Source organism: Amycolatopsis sp. NBC_01488 (assembly GCF_036227105.1).
In the GTDB taxonomy this organism is placed as follows: domain Bacteria; phylum Actinomycetota; class Actinomycetes; order Mycobacteriales; family Pseudonocardiaceae; genus Amycolatopsis.
In genome coordinates this window covers 5,366,038-5,387,115 of the sequence record NZ_CP109434.1, presented here as the reverse complement: position 1 = coordinate 5,387,115, position 21,078 = coordinate 5,366,038, and the positions used below count along the sequence as shown (strand labels likewise).

Genomic DNA, 21,078 nt, shown 5'->3' with positions numbered 1-21,078 from the left:
CCCCTGACCCGGGTCGTGCCGGACCCGGGTCAGGATGGGGGCATGGAGATCGATCACCTGCTGTCCACCACCCGCGCCGTCCGGCGCAAGCTCGACCTCGACCGGCCGGTGGAGTCCGCGGTCCTCGAGGAGTGCCTGAACCTCGCGTTGCAGGCCCCGACCCCCGGCAACGCCCAGGCGTGGCGCTGGCTGGTCGTGCGCGACCAGAGCGTCAAGGAGCGGCTCGGCGCGCTCTTCCGCGAGGTCGGCGAGGCCTACCTCGCCGAGCGGGCGAAGGAAGGCCCGTCGCGGGCGCTGGCGTCGGGGCGGCACCTGATCGACGTGATCGAGCGGTGCCCGTGTTCGTGATCCCCTGCCTGCGCGGCCGCCCGGCAGGCGACAACGCGACCGACGCGGCCTTCTACGGCGGCATCTTCCCAGCGGTCTGGAACTTCCAGCTGGCGCTGCGCTCCCGCGGGCTGGGTTCGACGCTCACTACGTACCACCTCTCGCGCGAGCCCGAGGCGGCGGAGATCCTCGGCGTGCCCGACGGCTACACGCAGGCCGGGCTGCTTCCGGTCGCCTACACGACGACCCCCGACTTCAAGCCGGCCGAGCGGATCCCGCTGTCCGAAGTGTCCTACCTCGACCACTGGGGCACGCCCCTCAGCTGACCCGGACCGTCGCCGCCAGGCCGTCCTCGCTCACCGACACCAGCTCGACGCGGCTGGCGGCGAACGAGGTCGCCTGGGGGCCGGTCCGGGGGCCGCTGTGCAGCTCGGCCGTCGTGCTCTCGCCGCGGCCCGGCTCGCTCAGCAGGAAAGCGAGCGTCGCCTCGCCCTGCCAGATGCAGGTCATGGTCGGGCGGCACCGCGAATCGTTCACCAGGTGCGTGTACCGCACGGCGAGGTCCTTCCCCTGGATCGCGGCTTCCTGGCCGAGCCGCAGGGTGACGTCACCCCGGGGAGCGGTGCTGACGGTCGACGGCGCCCGGGCCGGGACCGGCTGCCCGGAGGCGACCGAACTCCCGGCGCCCACCGCGAGGACGGCGAAGGCGAACAGCCCGGCTGCGAAGCGCTGCAGGTCCATGTGCTCAGGACGGAACGACCCCGCCCGCGGGTTGCACTACTCGTCGTCCGGGTCGGCCGGGACGGGGTCGCCGCCGCGGATCATGAACAGCACGCCTTCCAGCTCCTCGGGCTTGATCAGCACGTCACGGGCCTTCGAGCCCTCCGACGGTCCGACGATCCCGCGGCTCTCCAGCAGGTCCATCAGCCGGCCCGCCTTGGCGAACCCGACCCGCAGCTTGCGCTGCAGCATCGACGTCGAGCCGAACTGGGACGTCACGATCAGCTCCGCCGCCTGCAGCAGGACGTCGAGGTCGTCGCCGATGTCCGGGTCGATCTCCTTCTTCTCGCCGGCCTTCTGCGCGGTGACGCCGTCCTGGTAGTCCGGCTGCGCCTGCTCCTTGGCGTAGGTGACGACCGCGGAGATCTCTTCGTCGCCGACGAACGCGCCCTGGATGCGGACCGGCTTGCCGGCGCCCATCGGCAGGTAGAGCGCGTCGCCCATGCCGATCAACTTCTCCGCGCCCGGCTGGTCGAGGATGACCCGCGAGTCGGTCAGCGACGACGTCGCGAAGGCCAGCCGCGAGGGCACGTTCGTCTTGATCAGGCCGGTCACGACGTCGACGGACGGCCGCTGCGTCGCCAGGACCAGGTGGATCCCCGCGGCGCGCGCCTTCTGGGTGATCCGGACGATCGCGTCCTCGACGTCGCGCGGGGCGGTCATCATCAGGTCGGCGAGCTCGTCGACGATCGCCATGATGTACGGGTACGGCCGGTATTCGCGCTCGGACCCCGGCGGCGCGGTAATTTCCCCGGACTTCACCTTCTTGTTGTAGTCGTCGATGTGCCGGACCTTGTTGACCTGCATGTCCTGGTAGCGCTGCTCCATCTCCTCCACCAGCCAGGCCAGCGCGGCGGCGGCCTTCTTCGGCTGGGTGATGATGGGCGTGATCAGGTGCGGGATGCCCTCGTAGGGCGTCAGCTCGACCATCTTCGGGTCGATCAGGATCATCCGGCACTCGTCCGGCGTCGCCCGCGCGAGCAGCGACACCAGCATGGAGTTGACGAAGCTCGACTTACCGGACCCGGTGGAGCCGGCGACCAGCAGGTGGGGCATCTTCGTCAGGTTCGCCGTGACGAAGTGGCCCTCGATGTCCTTGCCGAGGCCGATCACCATCGGGTGGTTGTCCTTGACCGTGGACGGCGCGCGCAGCACGTCGCCGAGGCGGACCATCTCGCGGTCGGAGTTGGGCACCTCGATGCCGACCGCGGACTTGCCGGGGATCGGCGCCAGCAGCCGGACGTTGTCGGTGGCCACCGCGTAGGCGATGTTCTTCGTCAGCGCGGTGATCTTCTCGACCTTCACGCCCGGGCCGAGCTCGACCTCGTAGCGCGTCACGGTCGGGCCGCGGGTGAAGCCGGTGACCTGCGCGTCGATGCTGAACTGCTCCAGCACGCCGGTGATCGCCTCGATCATGGCGTCGTTGGCCTTGCTGCGGGACTTCGGCGCGTCGCCGAGCTTCAGCAGGTCGGGCGGCGGGAGCTGGTAGTCGCCCTCGACGGTCCGCGTGACGGCGAGCGGCGGTTCCGGGGCCTTCTTCGGCTTCTTCTCGGGCACCTCGACCGGCTTGGGCACAGCCTTGGGCGGCTTGATCGGCGTCGGCGCCTCGGCGAGCATGGTGTCGAGGTCGAGCTGCTCCGGGTTCGCGTCGGCGGCCTGGCGGCGGCGCGACGGCTTGCGCAGGCGCGCGGCCTTCGGGTCGGCTTCGGTGACGGCCTCTTCGTCGGTCGCGAAGCCGGACCGCTGCTCGGCTTCGGCGATCTCCTCGTCGTCGAGGCCCCAGTTGCGGAGGCGGTGCGGGATCTCGCGGACGGGCGTGCCGGTGAAGACGAGCACGCCGAAGACGAGCGCGAGGATGAGGATCGGGACGGCGACCCAGGTGGTGACGCCCATGGTGAGCAGCCCGCCGGAGAAGGCGCCGATGATGCCGCCGGCGTACATCCGGCCGTCGTTCGTGGCCGGGAGCGCGGTGAAGATGTGCAGCATCCCGAGCACGGACAGGACGACCATGATGGTGCCGATCACCATCCGCGGCCGCGTCTCGGGATGCGGCTCGGACCGCATCAGCGCGACCGCGACGACCACGAGCACCAGCGGAAGCGTGACGGCCCCGGCCCCGAGGACGGTCCGCGTGGCGATCTCGACCCCGGCCCCGATCGGCCCGGCGGCCCGCCACCAGACCCCGACGGCCGCGACGATGGCCAGGGCGATCAGGCCCAGCGCGAGGCCGTCACGGCGGTGTTCGGCCTCGAGTTCCCGGGTGCGGCCGACCGTGCGGGCCAGCGTGCCGATGCCCTTGGCCAGCAGGTTCCACGTGCCGCGGACGCCCTTGCCGAAGAGCCCGGGCGTCTTGCGGCGCCCGCGTGGGGCGGGCCTGCGAGCGGAGGCGGTACGTGGCTTCGCGGGTGTACGCGGCTTACGCGCCGCTGCCCCCTTCGCGCCGCTGCCCGTGCTTCGCTTCCTCGTCGCCGACCCAGCCATGTCTCTAAAGGTAACCGGCCGTGGCCTTTCGTCACATGCGCCACTCTCAGCGCAGGGTGAACTTCTGCCTCACACCGGCGCGAACGGCCCTTTCGCGCCGCCGTGCCAGGCCGAAGCCCCAAGAAAACCCACCCAGACCGGTATCCCGAGCGGCCATCCGGGTGAAATCGGCGTCTGCCATGCTCTTGCCCATGGTCGCGCTGCACTCCGACAACACCTCCCGCCGAGCCCCCGCCATCTGGCGGACCATGCTGAACATCGACCGCGGGCTGGTGAACCTCGTCGGCCGCCTGACCGTCAGCGGCCGGATCCCGGCGCAGCTGCGCGGCAAGCCGCTGCTCATGACCGCCAACCACATCGGCGTCTTCGACGCGTTCGTCCTCATGGCGGCGTGCAAGCGGATCGGCATCAACCCCCGGTTCATGCTGGCCGGCGGCATCCTGGACGCCCCGGTCATCGGCCCGGCGCTGCGGGTCAGCGGCCACCTGCGGGTCGACCGGAAGGTCGCCGCGACCGCTGTCGGGCAGTTCACCGAGGCCGTCGAAGCTCTCAAGACCACGCGCGAGCCGATCATCGTCTACCCCGAGGGCCGGATCAGCCACGACCCGGGCCTGTGGCCGGAACGCGGCAAGACCGGCGCCGCGCGGCTCGCGCTGGCCGCGGGCGTGCCCGTCATCCCGATCAGCCAGTGGGGCGCGCACGAGGCCGTCTACTGGGGCACCGAAACCGTCAACGGCCCCGCCGACCTGGTCCCCCTCGCCCGCTCCGGGCTCAGCGCTCCCCTGCGCCGCCCGAAGTTCCGGGTGCACTTCGGCGAGCCCGTCGACCTGTCGGACGTCGAGCCGGAGCGGCCCGGCGCCGGCGTGCGCGCGCACGCCAAGATCATGCAGGCCATCACCGACGGCCTCGTCCCGCTGCGTGCGGGCGAACTCGACCGGCCTCGCTTCCACGACCCGACGCGGCCGACCGACACCGTCAGCCCGTGGAAGCCGGCGTCCGGATCCTGAGACATCGGCGCGGGTGCCCCTAGAGTCGGCGGACGTGAGCACACGGATACTCGTCGTCTACTACAGCGCGACCGGGAACACCGCTGCCCTCGCCGAATCGCTCGCCGCGGGCGCGCGCGAGGCTGGGGCGGACGTCCGGGTGCGGACCGTGCCCGAGACCGTGCCCGCCGAGTTCGTCGCGCAGAACCCGCGGTGGCAGGCCTGGGTCGACTCGGGGCCGCACCACGAACTGGCCACGCTCGACGACCTCGTCTGGGCAGACGGGCTCGCGGTCGGCAGCCCGACCCGGTTCGGCGGCCCGGCAGCTCAGCTCAAGTCCTATTTGGACAGCACGGGTGGGTTGTGGGCCAAGGGAAAGCTGGCCGACAAGGTCGCGACGTCGTTCACGACGGCGTCCACCCGGCACGGTGGCCTGGAGTCGACGCTGCTGGCGATCAACAACGTCTTCTACCACTGGGGCGCGATCGTGGTCCCGCTCGGCTACACCGACCCGCACCTGATGGAGTCCGGCAACCCGTACGGCGGTTCGTTCGTCTCCCGCAAGTCGGCGGCGCCGGACGAGCTCGCCCTCGGCGCGCTGCACGTCCAGGGGCGGCGGCTCGCCACGATCGCGACGCACGTCGCGACCGGACTCAAGCAGGCCGAGTAACCGCGAAAACCGCTTTGGCAGTGACGTGGCGGGCCCCTACAGTCGCGGTGGTGACCACCGAGCTGCCCGTCCTCGCACCTGTCCGGGTCGCCCAGCGCGGCCGCGGGACCACGCTCGTCCTGCTCGCCGCGCTGTTCTTCAGCACGTCGGGCACGCTGGGCAAGTCCGCGATGTCCGCCGGGTTCAGCCCGGAGCAGGTGGCCGCGATGCGCATCGGGCTCGCCGGGTTCGTGCTGCTCGCCGGAGTCGCGCTGGTCGCTCCGAAGAAGCTGCGGGTGCGCCGGTCGGAGCTCCCGGTGCTGGCCGGGTACGGCCTGCTCGGCGTCGCCGGCGTGCAGCTGCTCTACTTCGTCGCCGCGGGCCGGATCCCGGTCGGCATCGCGATCCTGCTGGAGTTCGTCTCGCCGGTGCTCATCGCGCTGTGGGTGCGGTTCGTGCGGCGGCACCGGCTGCCGCGGTCGGTGTGGGGCGGCATCGCGCTGGCCATGGCCGGCCTGGGATTGGTCGCGCAGGTCTGGCAGGGCGTCACGCTGAACGGCGTCGGCCTGCTCGCCGGCTTCGGTGCGGCGCTGTGCTCGGCCGGGTACTTCCTCCTCGGCGAGCGCGCGGTGGCCGACATCGACCCGCTCGGCCTGGTCACCTGGGGCATGGTGATCGGCGCGGTGCTGATCAGCCTGGTCGCACCGCCGTGGACGTGGCCGGTCGCGCTGCTCGCGGCCGACGTCGAGTTCGGCGCGTGGCACCCGCCGGTGTGGCTGCTGATGGTCCTGCTGGTACTGGTCGCGACGGTGCTCGCGTACGTCTGCGGGATCTCGTCGCTGCGGCACCTGCCCGCGTCGGTCGCGAGCGTGCTCGGCCTGGTCGAGCCGGTGATCACGACCGTCGCGGCGTGGGCGTTCATCGGCGAGGAGCTGACGTGGCCCCAACTGCTCGGCTCGGCGATCCTGCTGGCCGGGGCGTTCCTGGTGCAGCGGAAGTCGGAGATCCTGACGACCTGAGGGGCGTGGTTCAGCCAGCTAGCCGCCGGCGATGTGGCTCAGGGCGGCGAAGAAGACGTCCGTGATCTTCGCCGGGTCCGGGGCCACGAACGCCTGGCCGCCGGTCGCCGCGGTCAGCTGGTCCAGCTCGGCCTTGTCCGCGTCGGGGCCGATGCCCACGCCGATCACCGGGATCGGGCGGCGGGGGTCCTGCAGCTTCGCCAGCTCCGTCAGCAACTCCGCGCGCGAGATGCCGTGCGGGTCCTCGTTGCGGCCGTCGGTCAGGACGATCACCAGGTTGAGCCGGCCCGGCTCCCACTCGCGACGCGCCGTGCGGTACGTGTCCAGCACGCTGTCGTACAGCCCCGTTCCGCCGTCCGGGGTGGCCTTCACCTGGGCGAGCTTGTCGAGCGCGCCGTCCGCCAGGTGCTGGGCCACCGGGGCCATCGGCAGCAGCTCGCGGTAGTCCTTGTCGCCGTCCAGGTGGGTCGAGAACGCCAGCATCCGCAGCTCGGTCGTGGGCTTGAACAGGTGCAGGGCCTTCGCCGTCGCCTGCATCGAAAGCTGCATGCGGTTCAGCCCGGTTCCCGGCACCTGCGCGTTCATCGACCCCGAGACGTCGACGAGCACCTGCACCCGCGCGCTCAGGTTGATCCCCGCCCACTGGGTGAGCAGCTCGTCGACGGCCGTGGCGGGCGGCAGGTTCGCGGTCCGGATGCCCGGCGGTGACACGCGCGGGTCGTCGGTGTGCGCGCGCAGCGCCTGGCCGCCCGCCGCGCGCAGGCCCGTCTTCGCGATGGCGTCCGCGCCCGCGTCGCCGAGCACCGCGTCCCGCAGCGCGTCGACGATCGGGCGCTGCTGCGGGGTGATCCCGCCCAGCTCGGCGAAGGGATAGTCCAATGTGGGCACGGCCGTCGAGTAGACGGCCACGAGCGGCGACGTCGGGTCCTCGATGTTGTGGCGCAGCAAGGAGTTCTCCGACGCCGGGAACGTCGTCACGGCGCCTGCCCCGCCGCTGCCGCTCGACCCCGGCAGCCGCGCGATCAGGTCCGTCTCCGCGCCGAGGGTGGTGGCGGAGAACCGCCGCAGCAGCGCGACGTACGCGCCCGCCGGCTCGGCGGCCGCCTTGACGCTCTCCCGCAAGCCCAGCAAGGCCACGGCGCTCACCGCATCGCGGGCCGGATCGGACATCCCCGGGACGGCCCCCTGCGCGCCCAGTACGTCGGACCAGGTGGGCGTGCGCTCGGGCCAGCCGATGCCCTTCGCGACGTCTTCGGCGACGGCCAGCACCACCGGCGAGCTGGCCACCGCCGCGCCGGTCTCGGGGACGTCCGCGGCGCCCAGCTGGTGCGCGCGGCGCAGCGCGAGGGTCGAGTCGGGTACCCACACCTGCGGCCGCGGGCTGCCATCGGACAGCGCGAGCCGCTCGGCGGCGGCGGCCGCCTCCCTGGTCTGGACCTCCACGCTGCCGCACTGGAGGTTCAGACCACGCGCGACGAGCTCGAGCGCGGGCGCGATGTCGGCGGACGCGGTGACCAGGACCTTCGCCGGCTGCTCGCAGGTGGGCCGGGACTTCACCGCCGAGACGGTGACCCAGGCCCCGGCCCCGACGACGACCACGAGCCCGGTCGCGACGGCGGGCACGAGCAGCCGGCGTCGTCTTCCGTCCGGCGAGTGACGTCCCATCGGCGCGGCCTCTCTTCCCGAGGCGGGGTGCGACCAAGGTTAGCGCCCGGCAAACCACCGGCTCGTGGTCCGGATGGCGTAACAGGGAACCCTCATACCCGGGAAGGGATCCGATCCGTCCGCGAGTGGGATGTCCGCGCGCGACACTGGAGGCCTGACCGGTTGGGGGTACGCATGAAACCGACACGACACGACCAGCGCCGGGACCGGTGGGCCCTGCTCCGCCAGACCGCGACCGTGGCCTTTGTCCTGGCCCTCACCAAGCTGGCGCGCTGAACGCCATGAAGGGCACCCTCATGGACTCGAAGTCCATGGGGTGCCCTTCATGGCGTTAGACCGGGATGACCGTGGGGACGATCATCGGGCGGCGGCGGTAGGTGTCGGCCACCCAGCGGCCGACCACCCGGCGGACCGCCTGTGCGATCCGGTGCGTGTCGGTGATGCCCTCGGACTCCGTGCGCGCCAGCTCCATCTCCACCAGCGGCACGACCGCGTCGAGCGCCTTCGGGTCGTCGGAGAAGCCGCGGCCGGACACCGTCGGGCTGCTGACCGCGCGGCCCGTGCTGGAGTCCACCGCGACGCTGATCGAGATGAACCCGCCCTCGCCGAGGACCAGCCGGTCGGACAGGGTCGACTCGCCGACGTCGCCGACCGAAAGGCCGTCGACGTAGACGTGCCCGACCTCGACGCGGCCGGTGCGGGACGCCTTGCCGTCGACCAGGTCGACGACCACGCCGTCTTCGGCGATGACCACGTTCTCCGCCGCGACGCCGGTGCGGATGGCCAGCTCGCCGTTGGCGCGCAGGTGCTTCCACTCGCCGTGGACCGGCATCACGTTGCTCGGGCGCACCGCGTTGTACAGGTAGAGCAGCTCGCCGGCCGACGCGTGGCCGGACACGTGCACCTTGGCATTGCCCTGGTGCACGACGTTCGCGCCGAGCCGGGTCAGGCCGTTGACCACGCCGAACACCGCGGTCTCGTTGCCCGGGATCATCGAGCTGGCCAGCACGACCGTGTCGCCCGCGCGGATCGAGATCTGCCGGTGCTCGCCGCGCGCCATCCGCGACAGCGCCGAGAGCGGCTCGCCCTGCGAACCCGTCGACACGAACAGGACCTTGCTCTCCGGGAGGTTGCTCGCCTGGTCGAGGTCGACGAGCAGGCCGTCCGGCACGTTGAGCAGGCCGAGTTCGGCCGCGATCCCCATGTTGCGGACCATCGACCGGCCGACGAACGCGATCCGGCGGCCGTGCCGCTGGGCAGCGTCGAGGACCTGCTGCACGCGGTGGACGTGGCTGGCGAAGCAGGCCACGATCACGCGCTGGTCGACGCGGCGGATGACGTCGTCGAGCACCGGGCCGATGTCCCGCTCGGGCATCACGAACCCGGGCACCTCGGCGTTGGTCGAGTCGACGCAGAACAGGTCGACGCCCTCGTCGCCGAGCCGGGAGAAGCCGGCCAGGTCGGTGAGGCGCCCGTCCAGCGGGAGCTGGTCGAGCTTGATGTCGCCGGTGTGCAGGACCACGCCCGCCGGGGTGCGGATGGCCACGGCCAGCGCGTCCGGGATGGAGTGGTTGACCGCGAAGAACTCGAGGTTGAACACGCCGACGTCGCGGCGCTCGCCCTCGCGGACCTGGATCAGCTTCGGCCGCTGCCGGTGCTCCTTGGCCTTGGCCGCGAGCAGGGCGTTGGTGAACTTCGAGCCGTAGATCGGCAGATCCGGCCGCAGGCGCAGGAGGAACGGGACGGCACCGATGTGGTCCTCGTGCCCGTGGGTGAGCACCAGCCCCTCGATGTCGTCGAGGCGGTCCTCGATCGCGCGGAAGTCGGGCAGGATCAGGTCGACGCCGGGCTGGTCGTCTTCGGGGAAGAGCACCCCGCAGTCGACGATGAGCAGCCGGCCGCCGTACTCGAAGACGGTCATGTTGCGCCCGACCTCGCCGATGCCGCCCAGCGCGACGACGCGCAGGGCTCCGGCTGGCAGTGCGGGCGGGGCGTTGGTGGGGCCTGGACCTGGGGGAAGTGAGCTCACCGAGGCAGGGTCCCAACGCTGGTGTGCGAGGTCGGCGCCACGTAGGCGGCCCTCGAATCTGCTTGTGCCACCCGCTCACCATGCCAGTCCCGGGCCGCCGTGTCGCCCAGGGGCACGCCGCCCTGGCCGAGATCACCGGCGATCAGGGCGGTCTGCTCGGCGGTCGGGGCGACGATCGGGAGCCGCGGCTCGCCGACGTCGAAGCCGCGCAGCCGCAGCGCCGTCTTGCTGAACGCGACCCCGCCGACCCGCGACATCGCGCGCAGCACCGGCAGCATGCCGCGGTGGTTGGTGCGCGCGGTGGACGTGTCGCCGTTCTCGTAGGCGTCGATCATCGCGCGGATCCGGCCGGCCACGACGTGACCGATCACACTCACGACGCCGACCCCGCCGACCGAGATCCACGGCAGGTTCAGGCCGTCGTCGCCGGAGTAGTAGGCGAGGTGGGTGTTGGCGATGACCTCGGACCCGGCGATCAGGTCGCCCTTGGCGTCCTTGACCGCGACGATCCGCGGGTGCTCGGCCAGCCGCAGCAGCGTGTCGACCTCGATCGGCACGACCGAGCGCGGCGGGATGTCGTAGAGCATCACCGGCAGCCCGGTGCTGTCCGCGACCGCCGTGAAGTGCGCGTGCAGCCCGGCCTGGCTGGGGCGCGAGTAGTACGGGGTGACGACCAGCAGGCCGTGCGCGCCCGCTTCTTCGGCCTGCTTCGCCTGTTCGACGCTGTGCGCGGTGTTGTTGGTGCCGGCGCCGGCCACGACGGTCGCGCGGTCGCCGACGGCCTCGACCACGGCGCGGACGAGCTCCTGCTTCTCCGCGTCGCTCGTGGTCGGGCTCTCGCCGGTGGTGCCGTTGATGACGAGGCCGTCGTTCCCCAGCTCCACGAGGTGCTCGGCCAGCTCCTGCGCCCGCTTCAGGTCCAGCGCGCCTTCGGCGTCGAAGGGCGTGACCATCGCGGTGAGCACGCGCCCGAAGGGCCGTCCGGGTGCTGCGGTAGGTGGGTTGGACATGCTGAGACGGTACCCCGTCGCACCGACAAAACCGCGCCGACCTGGTCACGCGCGGCGAAGTGCGGAGGATTTCCGTGCGGCGGCCGCTCGTCGCGGAACTTCTACTTGACCTTGGTCACGATCGGCGCGGAGATCGGGCCGCCGTCGGCCTTGGCCAGCACGCAGTAGAACTCGCGGCTGGGCTCATGACCTTCCCCGGGCCGGAGGTTCCACTCGGCCGCGGTCGGCACGATCGCCCGGTAGACGAGGTCGGCTCGCTTGTCCGCCGGGACCACCGAGGATCGGAACGACTCGGCACAGCGGGCCTCGGCGAAGGCGGTGACCGCCGCGAAGTCGGGGTACTGCGCGACGGTCGCGTCGGAGTCGCTGTAGCTCCCGGTCGGCAGCACCCGTTCGATGTCGTAGATCTCCAGCGTGTGGGTCTTTTCGCAGGTGCTGGCCTGGTTGTCGTTGCCGATCACCACGTTCTGCTGGACGGCGGTGTTGTAGCAGCGGTTGTAGCTCGAGCCGTCCTCGATCTTGAGGTAGCCGTCGACGCCGTAGGTGACCGTGTCGCGTTTCTGGGCGTCCACCGCGGGCGTCTCGAACGCCTTGCCCGCGAAGAAGCCGCCGACCAGGGCGCCGATCACCGCCACCGCGGCCAGGGAGAGCCACAGCGCGCGAAGGTGCTTCTTCGGCGGCTGGGGCGCGACGTGCGTCGGGGGGTGGGCCGGCATCGCGGTGCCGCCCGGCGGGGTGGGCCGCATGCCCTGCGCCGTGGTCAGCAGGTTCTGCGCCTGGGCGGCGGTGAGGCGCGCGTCGGGGTTGGCGACGAGCAGGCCGAGGACGGCTGCGGCGAGCGGGCCCTGGCCGCGGGTCAGGTACGGGATCTCGGTCATGATCGCGTGCAGCGTCGCCGCGGTCGTCGCGCGCTCGAACGGGATCGTGCCTTCGACGGCGAAGAACAGCGTCGCGCCGAGCGACCACAGGTCGGACGCGGGCAGCGCTTCGCGGCCCTCGACGCGCTCGGGCGCCATGAACGCGGGTGAGCCGACGATCATGCCGCTGGTGGTCAGGCGCGGGTCGTCGACGGCGTGGGCGATGCCGAAGTCGGTGAGCTTCACGCGGCCGTCCGGCGCGACGAGGATGTTGGCCGGCTTGACGTCGCGGTGCACGATCCCGGCGGCGTGCGCGGCCTGCAGCGCGGCGAGCACCCGCTCCCCCATCAGGGCGGCCTGCGCCGAGGGCAGCGGGCCGCGCTGCCGGACGAGGTCGGCCAGCGACGGCGCTTCGACGAGCTCCATGACGATGAAGGTCGTCCCGCCGTCGGTGACGACGTCGTAGACGGTGACGACGGCGGGGTCGTTGAGCCGGCCGCCGGTGCGCACCTCGCGCAGCGCGCGTTCGGAGAAGACGGCGGCGGACTCGGCGTCGGGCAGCCGCAGCTCCTTGACGGCGACCTGCCTGCCGATGACCTGGTCCTGCGCCCGCCACACGACGCCCATGCCGCCCCGGCCGAGCTCACCGAGCAGCGCGTAACGGCCCGCGACCACCCGCTGACCAGGCGTGGTGGGCGCCTGGGGTGGATACGGCCGGGTCTGTTCGTCGGTCACGGTGCTCCTTCGGGCGGCGGTCGCGCAGATGCTAGTCGGACCGCCGGGAACCGCCGGGGGTTCCGCGGAATTGTTGTCAGCCGCGGGTGTGGGTCTCGCCGCGGTACGGGATCCAGCGGTAGCCCGGGGCGAAGTCGCTGAACGCGGCGCGCTTCCCGGTCGCGGCCCAGATGTCCTCGCTGACCACCAGGCCGGGGAAGACCGTCAGGTCCTTCTCCGCCATCAGCTGGTCGTACGTGCGGAACGCGCCGATCTCGACCCCGGCGAGTGCGTAGCGGTAGACCGGCGGCGCGGTGCGCAGCAGCCAGTACAGGCGCCGTCCGGCCGCGGTCGTCGCCGTCGCGTCGTCGGCGGACCGGATCCCCTGCTCGCCGAGGTCTTCGGGCACGACTCCGCACCACCAGCCGCCGCCGTCGGAGAAGATGCGGGACCGCCAGCCGTCGAAGTGGCGCGCGAGGTCCCGGGCGTGGGTCTCCCGCCCACCGCATTCGGCGTTGAGGGCGAAGATCCAGGCCATGGCCGAGGCCTCCCTGCTCGTGGGCTCAACCGGTGCAGGTGAGGTAGATCAGCACCAGGTTGAGCGCGATGATCACCACCGCGATCAGCGAGGCCGCGATGGTCGTCAGCCGGCGATTGGCGTCCGCCCCCATCAGATCACGGTCCGCGGTCAGCCGGATCAGGGGCACCAGCGCGAACGGGATCCCGAACGACAGGACCACCTGCGAAACGATCAGCGCGGCACTCGGATCCGCGCCGAGGGCGAGCACCACGATCGCCGGGGTGAGCGTCACCAGCCGGCGCAGGACCAGCGGAATCCGCTTGTGCAGCAGCCCTTGCATGATCATCGCGCCCGCGTACGCGCCGACCGACGTCGACGCCAGGCCCGAGGCCAGCAGGCCGATCGCGAACATCAGCGCGATGCCCGGGCCGAGCGCCGCCGCGACCGCGTGGTGCGCGCCCTCGATGCTGCCGACGCCCGCCTGGCCCTGCAGGTTCGTCGCGGCGAGCAGCAGCATGCCGAGGTTCACCACGCCGGCCAGCAGCATCGCCAGTCCGACGTCGGCGCGGGTGGCGCGCAGCAGGCGGCGGCGGGTGGTGACGTCCGGGGCGCCGTGCCGGTCGCGGACCAGGCCGGAGTGCAGGTAGACGGCGTGCGGCATGACCGTCGCGCCCAGCATCGCAGCGGCGATGAGGATGCTGCCCGATCCCTCGAACTTCGGCACCAGGCCGCCGAGCGTGCCCGCCGCCGACGGCGGCTCGACGAACAGGCTGGCCAGGAAGCCGACGGCGATGACCAGCAGCAGGCCGGTGACGACGCGCTCGAACGTCCGCTGGCCGCCGCGGTCCTGGACCGCCAGCAGCGTCAGCGAGACCGCGCCGGTGACCAGCCCGCCGGCGACGAGCGGCAGGTCGAAGAGCAGGTAGAGCGCGATCGCGCCGCCGACGACCTCGGCCAGGTCGGTGGCGACGGCGACGACCTCGGCCTGCAGCCAGTAGGCCAGCCGCGCGGGCCGTGACAGCCGGGCGCGCAGGGCCTCCGGCAGCGACATCCCGCTGACCAGGCCCAGCTTCGCCGAGAGGTTCTGCACGAGCGCGGCCATCAGGTTCGCCGCGACGATCACCCAGACCAGCAGGTAGCCGTAGCGGGCGCCGGCGCTGATGTTGGCGGCGACGTTCCCCGGGTCGACGTAGGCGATCGCGGCGACGAACGCCGGGCCGAGCAGGGCCGACCCGGTGCGCAGCCGCGACGCGAGTCTCGGCCGGACCGCCTCCGTGACCGCCATGGCGCCTGCCTCTCAACCGGGTGTCGGGGATCCCAAATCGAAGTTTAGGCGTGCCGAACTTTCAATTTCAAGGGTGCCGGGTCCCACCCTCGCGCCGCGGGTACCCGCAACCGGCTCAGGGATGCGCGACTTCGTGGCCGGACTCGCGCAGCGCCTTCACAGCGTGACCGAGGTCGGAGCCCCGGACCAGGATGTGGTCGGTGTCGAAGGTGGACATCGAGAACAGCGCGACCCCGGCCGCGGCCAGCTCCGAGGCCAGCGCGGCGATGATGCCGGTGAGCGTGAACTCCAGCGGGCCGCGCACGGACAGCAGCCGCCAGCCGCCCTCGGACGCCGTGCCGCCGTCGGGTTCGCGCCCGGCGGGGCAGATCACGGACAGCTCTTCGGGCGTCCGGGTCACCGAGACGAACGCGGGTTCGCCGGGGGCGAGGAGCTCGGCGGGCACCGGGGCGTCCGCGGGCAGGCGGACCACGGCGTACTCGCCGGGGCGGACATCGATCGCGAGACGCTTCATCAGCCTTCGAACACCTTCGGGCTCGTAGCGATCTCGGTGCCGTCCGGCAGCGTCGAGATGGTGAAGTCGGCGAACACGTTCGCCGCGGCTTTCTGCAGCTGCCGCAGGCATTCCACGGCCAGCTCGCGGATCTCGACGTCGGCGTGCTCGGTGGCGCGCATGGCGACGAAGTGGCGCCAGGCCCGGTAGTTCCCGGTGACGACGATGCGGGTCTCGGTCGCGTTCGGCAGCACGGCGCGCGCGGCCTGGCGGGCCTGCTTCCGGCGCAGGGTCGCGCTCGGGACGTCGGCGAACTTCTCCTCAAGACCGGCCAGGAGCTCGGTGTAGGCGTCGACGCTCGCCTGCGCCGCGGCGAGGAACTTCTCGTGCAGCACCGGGTCGTTCGCGATGACCGCCGGCTCGACGATCTCGGCGTCGCGCTCGGGCACGTACCGCTGCGAGAGCTGCGAGTACGAGAAGTGCCGGTGCCGGATCAGCTCGTGGGTCAGGGAGCGCGAGATTCCGGTGATGTAGAAGGTCACCGAGCCGTGCTCCAGCACCGAAAGGTGGCCGACGTCGATGATGTGCTCGAGGTAGCCGGCGTTGGTCGCGGTGGCGGGGTTCGGCTTCTTCCAGGACTGGTAGCAGGCGCGGCCGGCGAACTCCGCGAGCGCCTCGCCGCCCTCCGCGTCGGTGGTCCACGGGACGTCGGCGGGCGGGAAGAACTCCGTCTTCGCGATCAGCTGCACCCTCGGTGACACGGTTTCGGCCACGTCCGCACTCCTTCCGCAGGCTCCCCCGGCAGCCTAACCGCGTGCGGGCGCCCACTCCCGGGCGACACGTGACATCACCGGCTCCTTGACTGACACCACTGATGACGTCATATTGATGTCATGGACCTGACGCCGTACATCGCCAACCTTCGCGAGGACCTCGCGAACACGGCTGCCGCCGGGGACGAGCAGACCCGGCGGGCGGCCGCGCTGCTGTCCTCCGCGCTCGAACCCGCCGTCCGCCTGACGCTGATGAACGCCCTCGCCGACCTCGCCGCCGAGGTCACCGCCGCCTTGCCCGGCCAGGTGGTCGACGTGCGGCTGGACGGCCGGGACGTCCGCGTGGTCGTCACCGGGGCCGCCGAAGAGGCGCCCCCACGCGAGACACCACGTGACACCACGCCGCCACCACCGATCGACGGCGGTGACATCTCGCGCATCACGCTGCGCCTGGTCGAGCAGATCAAGGGACAGGCCGAGCGCGCGGCGCAGGCCCAGGGCGTCTCGCTGAACACGTTCGTCTCCCAGGCGGTGCAGGGAGCGCTGGGGCACGGCGCCCTCGGCGGGGGCTCCAAGCACCACGGCAAGGGCGAACGGCCCGGGTCGCACCTGCACGGCTGGGTCGAAGGCTGAGGGGATAGACGATGACCGACGAGCAGAGCACACCGAACGAAGAGGCTTCGGAAGCTTCCGAGCGCGCGGCGCCGAACGACGAGCTGGTGCGGATCGACGAGTTCGACACCGAAGTCCCGCTGGAGCTGGACATCGGCGTGACGATCGGCCGCGTCGAGGTCGTCCTCGAAGGCGACTCCGGCGCCCGCGTCGAGCTGCGGCACGACCAGGGCGAGCAGCAGCCGTGGGTCGCGGGGGTCAACAGCCTGCTGTCCTGGGTCGGCGAGCGTTTCGGCGACCAGCTGGGCGTCGACCCGTCGGGCGCCAACCCCGCCGAAGCGGTGCGGCAGAGCCGGATCGAGAAGCTGGGCAACCGCCTGGTCGTCCAGGCACCGAAGGCGTGGCAGCTGCGCAACGTCGCGCTGTCGGTGCAGGTGCGCGCCCCGGCGGGTTCGCACGTCGAGGTGCGGGCCGGTGCGGCGGACGTCACGGTGAGCGGCTCGGCCGGGCGCGTCGACCTGCTGACCGGCTCGGGCGAGGTCAAGCTCGACCGCGCCGACGGCTCGGCGACGATCCGCACCGGCAGCGGCGGCATCAAGCTCGGCCCGACGCTCGGCGGCCTGCAGCTGCGCAGCGGCAGCGGCCACGTCGAGGCGTTGTCGATCGCGGGCTCCGCGACCCTGGCGACGGGCACCGGCGACGTCTGGCTGGGCGCGGTCTCGGGCGAGGTGATGGCCCGCACGGGCAGCGGCGACCTCTCGGTGGCCGACGCGGCGTCCGGCACGCTCGACCTGATCACGGGATCGGGCGAGGTCCGCATCGGCATCCGCGGCGGCACGGCGGCGGAGGTCGACCTGACCTCGAGCGGCGGCAAGGTGTCCAGCGAGCTGGACGTCGCGGAAAACGCTCCCGAGGGCGGCGTGAAGCTGAAGGTGCGCGCCCGCACCGGCTCCGGCAACGCCGTGGTGACGCGCGCGGCCGGCTGAGGGAAAAGGGGGTGACGGGCCGTTCCCGGCGGGGGTTTCCGGGAACGGCCCGTTTCTTGTGCGTTCGTGCGGTCCGGGCTTCAGCGCACCAGTTTCGCCAAGGGCCGGGCCAGGTCGCCGCGGGCGCCCACCACCACGCCGGACAGGCCCAGCCACTCCGCCATGTGCCGCAGCTCCGCCGCCAGCTCCGGCAGGACCCGGGCCACGTCCACGCCCTCCTCGGCGAACGCGCCCTGGACGCGCAGGACTCCCGCCGCGCGGTCGGACTTCAGGTCCACCCTCGCCACCAGTGCGCCGTCCAGGAGGAACGGGAACACGTAGTACCCGTACACCCGCTTCGGCTCCGGGACGTAGATCTCGATGCGGTAGCGGAACCCGAACAGCCGCTCCGTGCGGGCTCGCTCCCAGATCAGCGGGTCGAACGGGCACAGCAGCGCGCGTCCGGGCACCGCGCGAGGGGTACGTGCCTCGACGTGGCGGTACGCCGTCGCCTTCCAGCCGTGGACCGTCAGCGGCTCCAGGACTCCCGACTCCACCAGCTCCGACACCGCTTGGCGCGCCGGGGCCGGGCCGAGGCGGTAGTAGTCGCGCAGGTCCGTCTCCTTCGCCACGCCGAGCGCGCGCGCCGACCGCTCGATCAGGCCCCGCGCGCCCTCCTCCGCGGAGACCGTGCGAGACAGGATCTCGGCCGGGACCACCCGCTCGGTGAGGTCGTAGAGCCGTTCGAACGAGCGGCGCGTGCCCGTGGTCAGCTGGCCGACGCCGAACAGGTACTCGCAGACGCGCTTGACCTCCGAGCGCTCCCACCACGAGCCCGGGCCGCGGCGCTGCGCGTCCGCCTCCACCTCGCGCTCGATGCCGCCCGCGCCGATCGGGCCCAGCTCCTTCACCACCGACAGGATCTCCTCGACCAGCCCCGGTGACTTCTCGATCAGCGGCCCGTAGTGCTTCCACCAGCCGTCGCGCTTCGCGCCCGAGCGGATCAGCGGCCAGTCCTCGACCGGCAGGAGGCTCGCCTCGTGCGCCCACGTCTCCACCAGCAGCCGCGGCTGACGCGCCGAGTGCGCCCACGCCGCCGCGTCCAGCAGCGCGGGCTCGTACGCGCCCAGCCGCGAGAACACCGGCATGTAGTGCGCCCGGACCGCGACGTTCACCGAGTCCAGCTGCAGCAGCTGGACGCGGGACAGCACCCGTTTGAGGTGCCGCCGGGAAACGGGACCGGACGGACGCGGGTCGGCGAAGCCCTGTGCGGCCAGGAAGGTCTTCCGGGCCGTCGTGACGCTGATCGTTTGCATGGTGCCGTCATGGTGCCACCCACCACCGACAAAAACGCGCACCGCTATCTTCAGGACCCATGAGCGACGCCGCCGTCCGTCCCGCCGACCTGTCCGACGCCGCGGAGATCGCCCGGATCCAGCGCGACACCTGGCACGCCGCCTACGAGGACCTGCTGGGCAAGAACGCCCTGGCCGAGCTGGACGCCGCCGACCTCGTCGGCACCTGGGCCGAGACCATCGAGCACCCCGCGAGCCAGGTCTACGTCGCCACCGAAGGCGAGTTCACCGTCGGATTCTGCGTGGTGGGCCGGGCACCCGAAGGCGAGGTCGCCGCCGCCGACGGCAGCCTGCCCGAGGACGCGGACACGACCGGGTTGATCGCCACCCTGCTGGTCGAGCCGCGGTGGGGCCGCCGCGGGCACGCCGGCCGGCTACTCGCGACGGCCGCCGCGGGCCTCCGGGCCGACGGCGCCGGCCGCGGCATCACCTGGGTCGCCCAGGGCGACCACGCCTCCCTCGGCTTCTACCGCCGGGCCGGCTGGCACCCCGACGGCACGGTCCGCACCCTCGACACCGGCGACCGCATGGTCCGCGAGGTCCGCCTCACCGGCGGCCTCGACCTCGCGCTCGCCTGAGCCGGCGTCGCGGAAGACCACCCACCGCAGCACGGCGTACATGAACACGCCCTCGCAGGCGCCCGCGAGCACCCGTGACAGGTGGTATTCGACGCCCAGCGCCGTCAGGCCCGCGCCCACACCCAGCAAAAACGCCGCGTAATTGACAGCAATAGCGCCGATGTAAAGCACCAGCTGAAATCCGACGGCGGCGTGGGAATGGAAGTTGAACGTCCGGTTCAACACGAAGCTCAACCCGAACGCGCACCCGTACGAAAGCGTGATCGAGAGCCACACGGGCCAGCCGGCCAAACCGTGGAAAACGGTCAACAGCCCCAGATCGATGCCGAACGTGCAGCCGTTGATCAGGCAGAACCCCAGAAACGTCGGCGCGACGATCCGCGACAGACCCAGGGGCAGGACGCGCACGATCGCCCGGCACAGGGCGCCGAATCGGTCAGCGGGCATACGGGATCGCTCGGCGGCCACCCCGCCAGCGTGGCAGCGGGAGGTGACCGGAAGCGGTCCGGCAGGTGATCTTCTGGTGCGGACCACCGGCCGAAGAGGGGGGTTAACCCCAGTGCATCCGAATTTCGAACTGATAACTTGGAGTACACGAACCCACTTGAGGAGGTGACACGATGAGCTGGATCCTGCTGACGCTGGGGGTCGCGTTCGGTTCGGCCATCGTGCCGCTGATCAACGCCGAAATCTTTCTGATCGGGCTGTGCGCGAGCCAGCCCGGGCTGCACTGGCTGTGGCTCGGCGCGGCGGTCGCCGTCGGGCAGATCGCCGGGAAGTCGCTCTATTTCTTGGCCGCGCGCGGCACGATCAAGCTGCCGAAGGCACTGCACGACCGCCTCCACCGCGAGCGCCCGATGACGGCCCGGCGCGTGCGCTGGGAACTGCGGACCAAGCGGCTCCGCGGCTGGATCGACCGGCTGCGCGAGCGCTGCCACCGGCACCCGCACTGGATGGCGGGCACGTACGGGATCAGCTCCCTGGTGGGCCTGCCGCCGTTCATGGCAACGAGCGTGCTGGCCGGCGTGGTCCGGATGCGGCTCGCGACGTTCCTGACCGCGGGCCTGGCCGGAAGGTGGATCCGCTTCAGCCTGATCGCCGCTTCACCCGCGGTGTTCGCGGGCTGGCTCCACCACTGAGACGAGCGCGGTCCAAGCGGCGCGAGAGACGGTGAGCCGTCCCAGGTGACGGGCTTTCGTGTCCCGCACGCCGACGGTTTCGGCGAGCAGAACCTCGACGCACTCTTCTTTGCCGGTATAGCTCGACTTGCGCCACGTGTTCAAGTTGCCCCCTCTCGCGCTGCCTCTCGAAGCAGAGCTTGCGAGGCTTCTTCGGTGAATGCCCAGCGCCCGCGCCAGCTCACGCAAGCCGAATTTCCGTGCCCCGCGCACTTCACGCAGCGACGCGGACAGCGCCCGCAAACCCGGGGAAGCAGACCAAGTCGGTGTCATGCGAGCGATGGTACGAACACCGCGCGTTTCCCGAACGAACGACAACTGTCAGCGAACTGCCACACCGCCGGTTCAGCGGTCGGCGGCCTCCAGCTCGACGGCCTTCTTCATCGTCTCCCGAGCGCGGCGGCGGTCGCCCGCGATGTCGTACGCGTACGCCAGCTTGTACCAGGCGCGCCAGTTCTCCTGGTCCGCCTCGACCTCGGCGCGGCGGTCCTGGAACCACGCGTCGGCCGCGTCGCGATCCACACGTCCCGAAGGACGGCGCGGCAGGCCGGAGACGTCCGGCAGCTGGCCCTCGGCGTCGAGCCGGCGGGACAGCCGCTGGATCTGCAGGCCGTTGCGCCAGGTCACGACCACGATCCACAGGCCCAGCAGCGGCAGCAGCAGCACGCCGACGCCCAGCGCGATACCCGCCCCCGAGCCGGACGCGAAGAGCGCGAACGCCCGGTCGGCGAGCAGGACCAGGTAGACGAGCAGCGCCGCCGTCATCAGCAGCGCGACATTGCGCGCTTTCATTCGAACACCG

Annotated in this window: 20 protein-coding genes and 2 pseudogenes; 8 read left to right on the top strand and 14 right to left on the bottom strand. The window is 71.9% G+C overall.

Translation table 11 applies throughout. The features are described 5' to 3' along the window. The first annotated feature begins 42 nt into the window (after positions 1-42). A pseudogene (locus tag OG738_RS25740) lies at positions 43-653 on the top strand (nitroreductase family protein). Here OG738_RS25740 and OG738_RS25735 read toward each other — a convergent pair. Both OG738_RS25735 and OG738_RS25730 read right to left on the bottom strand, forming a co-directional pair. Beyond that, positions 646-1,068 carry a hypothetical protein gene (locus OG738_RS25735; protein WP_329044700.1) on the bottom strand — a complete coding sequence of 141 codons (423 nt, stop codon included), beginning with the start codon at positions 1,066-1,068 and terminating at the stop codon, positions 646-648. The pseudogene OG738_RS25740 and the gene OG738_RS25735 overlap by 8 nt on opposite strands. Before the next feature lie 36 nt (positions 1,069-1,104). Beyond that, on the bottom strand, positions 1,105-3,588 hold the full coding sequence (locus tag OG738_RS25730; RefSeq protein WP_329044698.1) for a DNA translocase FtsK: 2,484 nt from the start codon (positions 3,586-3,588) through the stop codon (positions 1,105-1,107). Positions 3,589-3,779: 191 nt separating this feature from the next. Between OG738_RS25730 and OG738_RS25725 the strand changes: the two genes are divergently transcribed. From OG738_RS25725 to OG738_RS25715, 3 genes are read left to right on the top strand one after another with little or no spacing between them, the layout of a single operon-like run. Then, positions 3,780-4,595, top strand: a complete 816-nt coding sequence (locus OG738_RS25725; RefSeq protein ID WP_329044697.1) for a lysophospholipid acyltransferase family protein — start codon at positions 3,780-3,782, stop codon at positions 4,593-4,595. Positions 4,596-4,629: 34 nt separating this feature from the next. Then, the gene (wrbA, locus tag OG738_RS25720) at positions 4,630-5,244 is read left to right on the top strand and encodes an NAD(P)H:quinone oxidoreductase (protein WP_329044695.1); all 615 of its coding nucleotides are present in this window, start codon (positions 4,630-4,632) and stop codon (positions 5,242-5,244) included. A 50-nt stretch (positions 5,245-5,294) separates the two neighbouring features. Continuing rightward, positions 5,295-6,242: an EamA family transporter gene (locus OG738_RS25715; RefSeq protein WP_329044694.1), complete on the top strand. Its 948-nt coding sequence runs from the start codon at positions 5,295-5,297 to the stop codon at positions 6,240-6,242. A gap of 18 nt (positions 6,243-6,260) precedes the next feature. On the opposite strand, the gene OG738_RS25710 is transcribed toward OG738_RS25715, so the two are convergent. The 8 genes from OG738_RS25710 to thyX form a co-directional block, all read right to left on the bottom strand. Then, on the bottom strand, positions 6,261-7,907 hold the full coding sequence (locus OG738_RS25710) for a substrate-binding domain-containing protein (protein ID WP_329044691.1): 1,647 nt from the start codon (positions 7,905-7,907) through the stop codon (positions 6,261-6,263). A gap of 331 nt (positions 7,908-8,238) precedes the next feature. Further along, positions 8,239-9,936, bottom strand: coding sequence for a ribonuclease J (locus tag OG738_RS25705; RefSeq protein ID WP_329044690.1), 1,698 nt, complete (start codon positions 9,934-9,936; stop codon positions 8,239-8,241). Beyond that, positions 9,933-10,946 carry a 4-hydroxy-tetrahydrodipicolinate synthase gene (dapA, locus tag OG738_RS25700; RefSeq protein ID WP_329044688.1) on the bottom strand — a complete coding sequence of 338 codons (1,014 nt, stop codon included), beginning with the start codon at positions 10,944-10,946 and terminating at the stop codon, positions 9,933-9,935. Before dapA ends, OG738_RS25705 begins: the two co-directional genes overlap by 4 nt. A gap of 101 nt (positions 10,947-11,047) precedes the next feature. Then, entirely contained in the window at positions 11,048-12,538 is a 1,491-nt protein-coding gene (locus OG738_RS25695; RefSeq protein WP_329044687.1) for a serine/threonine-protein kinase, read from the bottom strand. 76 nt (positions 12,539-12,614) lie between these two features. Then, a complete protein-coding gene (locus OG738_RS25690) occupies positions 12,615-13,055 on the bottom strand; it encodes a hypothetical protein (RefSeq protein ID WP_329044686.1) in 441 nt (146 codons plus the stop codon). Between the two features lie 25 nt (positions 13,056-13,080). Further along, positions 13,081-14,322, bottom strand: coding sequence for an Nramp family divalent metal transporter (locus OG738_RS25685; RefSeq protein ID WP_329044684.1), 1,242 nt, complete (start codon positions 14,320-14,322; stop codon positions 13,081-13,083). Positions 14,323-14,437: 115 nt separating this feature from the next. Further along, positions 14,438-14,836, bottom strand: coding sequence for an ACT domain-containing protein (locus tag OG738_RS25680; protein ID WP_329044683.1), 399 nt, complete (start codon positions 14,834-14,836; stop codon positions 14,438-14,440). Continuing rightward, the gene (thyX, locus tag OG738_RS25675; RefSeq protein WP_329044681.1) at positions 14,836-15,588 is read right to left on the bottom strand and encodes an FAD-dependent thymidylate synthase; all 753 of its coding nucleotides are present in this window, start codon (positions 15,586-15,588) and stop codon (positions 14,836-14,838) included. The genes OG738_RS25680 and thyX overlap by 1 nt, the downstream gene beginning before the upstream one ends. 120 nt (positions 15,589-15,708) lie before the next feature. Between thyX and OG738_RS25670 the strand changes: the two genes are divergently transcribed. Together OG738_RS25670 and OG738_RS25665 are read left to right on the top strand one after the other, a co-directional pair. After that, entirely contained in the window at positions 15,709-16,221 is a 513-nt protein-coding gene (locus OG738_RS25670) for a toxin-antitoxin system HicB family antitoxin (protein WP_329044679.1), read from the top strand. An 11-nt stretch (positions 16,222-16,232) separates the two neighbouring features. Next, the gene (locus OG738_RS25665; protein ID WP_329044678.1) at positions 16,233-17,186 is read left to right on the top strand and encodes a DUF4097 family beta strand repeat-containing protein; all 954 of its coding nucleotides are present in this window, start codon (positions 16,233-16,235) and stop codon (positions 17,184-17,186) included. An 80-nt stretch (positions 17,187-17,266) separates the two neighbouring features. On the opposite strand, the gene OG738_RS25660 is transcribed toward OG738_RS25665, so the two are convergent. Then, complete coding sequence (locus OG738_RS25660; RefSeq protein ID WP_329044677.1) at positions 17,267-18,481, bottom strand: winged helix-turn-helix domain-containing protein; 1,215 nt, start codon at positions 18,479-18,481, stop codon at positions 17,267-17,269. Between the two features lie 59 nt (positions 18,482-18,540). Between OG738_RS25660 and OG738_RS25655 the strand changes: the two genes are divergently transcribed. Next, a complete protein-coding gene (locus OG738_RS25655; RefSeq protein WP_329044675.1) occupies positions 18,541-19,098 on the top strand; it encodes a GNAT family N-acetyltransferase in 558 nt (185 codons plus the stop codon). A gap of 72 nt (positions 19,099-19,170) precedes the next feature. On the opposite strand, the pseudogene OG738_RS25650 reads toward OG738_RS25655, so the two are convergent. Next, positions 19,171-19,545: pseudogene (locus tag OG738_RS25650) on the bottom strand (GtrA family protein); the annotation flags it as partial. 173 nt (positions 19,546-19,718) lie between these two features. Between OG738_RS25650 and OG738_RS25645 the strand changes: the two are divergent. Continuing rightward, positions 19,719-20,237 carry a hypothetical protein gene (locus OG738_RS25645; RefSeq protein WP_329044673.1) on the top strand — a complete coding sequence of 173 codons (519 nt, stop codon included), beginning with the start codon at positions 19,719-19,721 and terminating at the stop codon, positions 20,235-20,237. Here OG738_RS25645 and OG738_RS25640 read toward each other — a convergent pair. Beyond that, on the bottom strand, positions 20,202-20,549 hold the full coding sequence (locus OG738_RS25640; RefSeq protein WP_329044671.1) for a DUF397 domain-containing protein: 348 nt from the start codon (positions 20,547-20,549) through the stop codon (positions 20,202-20,204). The two genes, OG738_RS25645 and OG738_RS25640, sit on opposite strands and share 36 nt — an antisense overlap. A 72-nt stretch (positions 20,550-20,621) precedes the next feature. Further along, entirely contained in the window at positions 20,622-21,068 is a 447-nt protein-coding gene (locus OG738_RS25635; RefSeq protein WP_329044669.1) for a tetratricopeptide repeat protein, read from the bottom strand. Positions 21,069-21,078 lie beyond the last annotated feature (10 nt).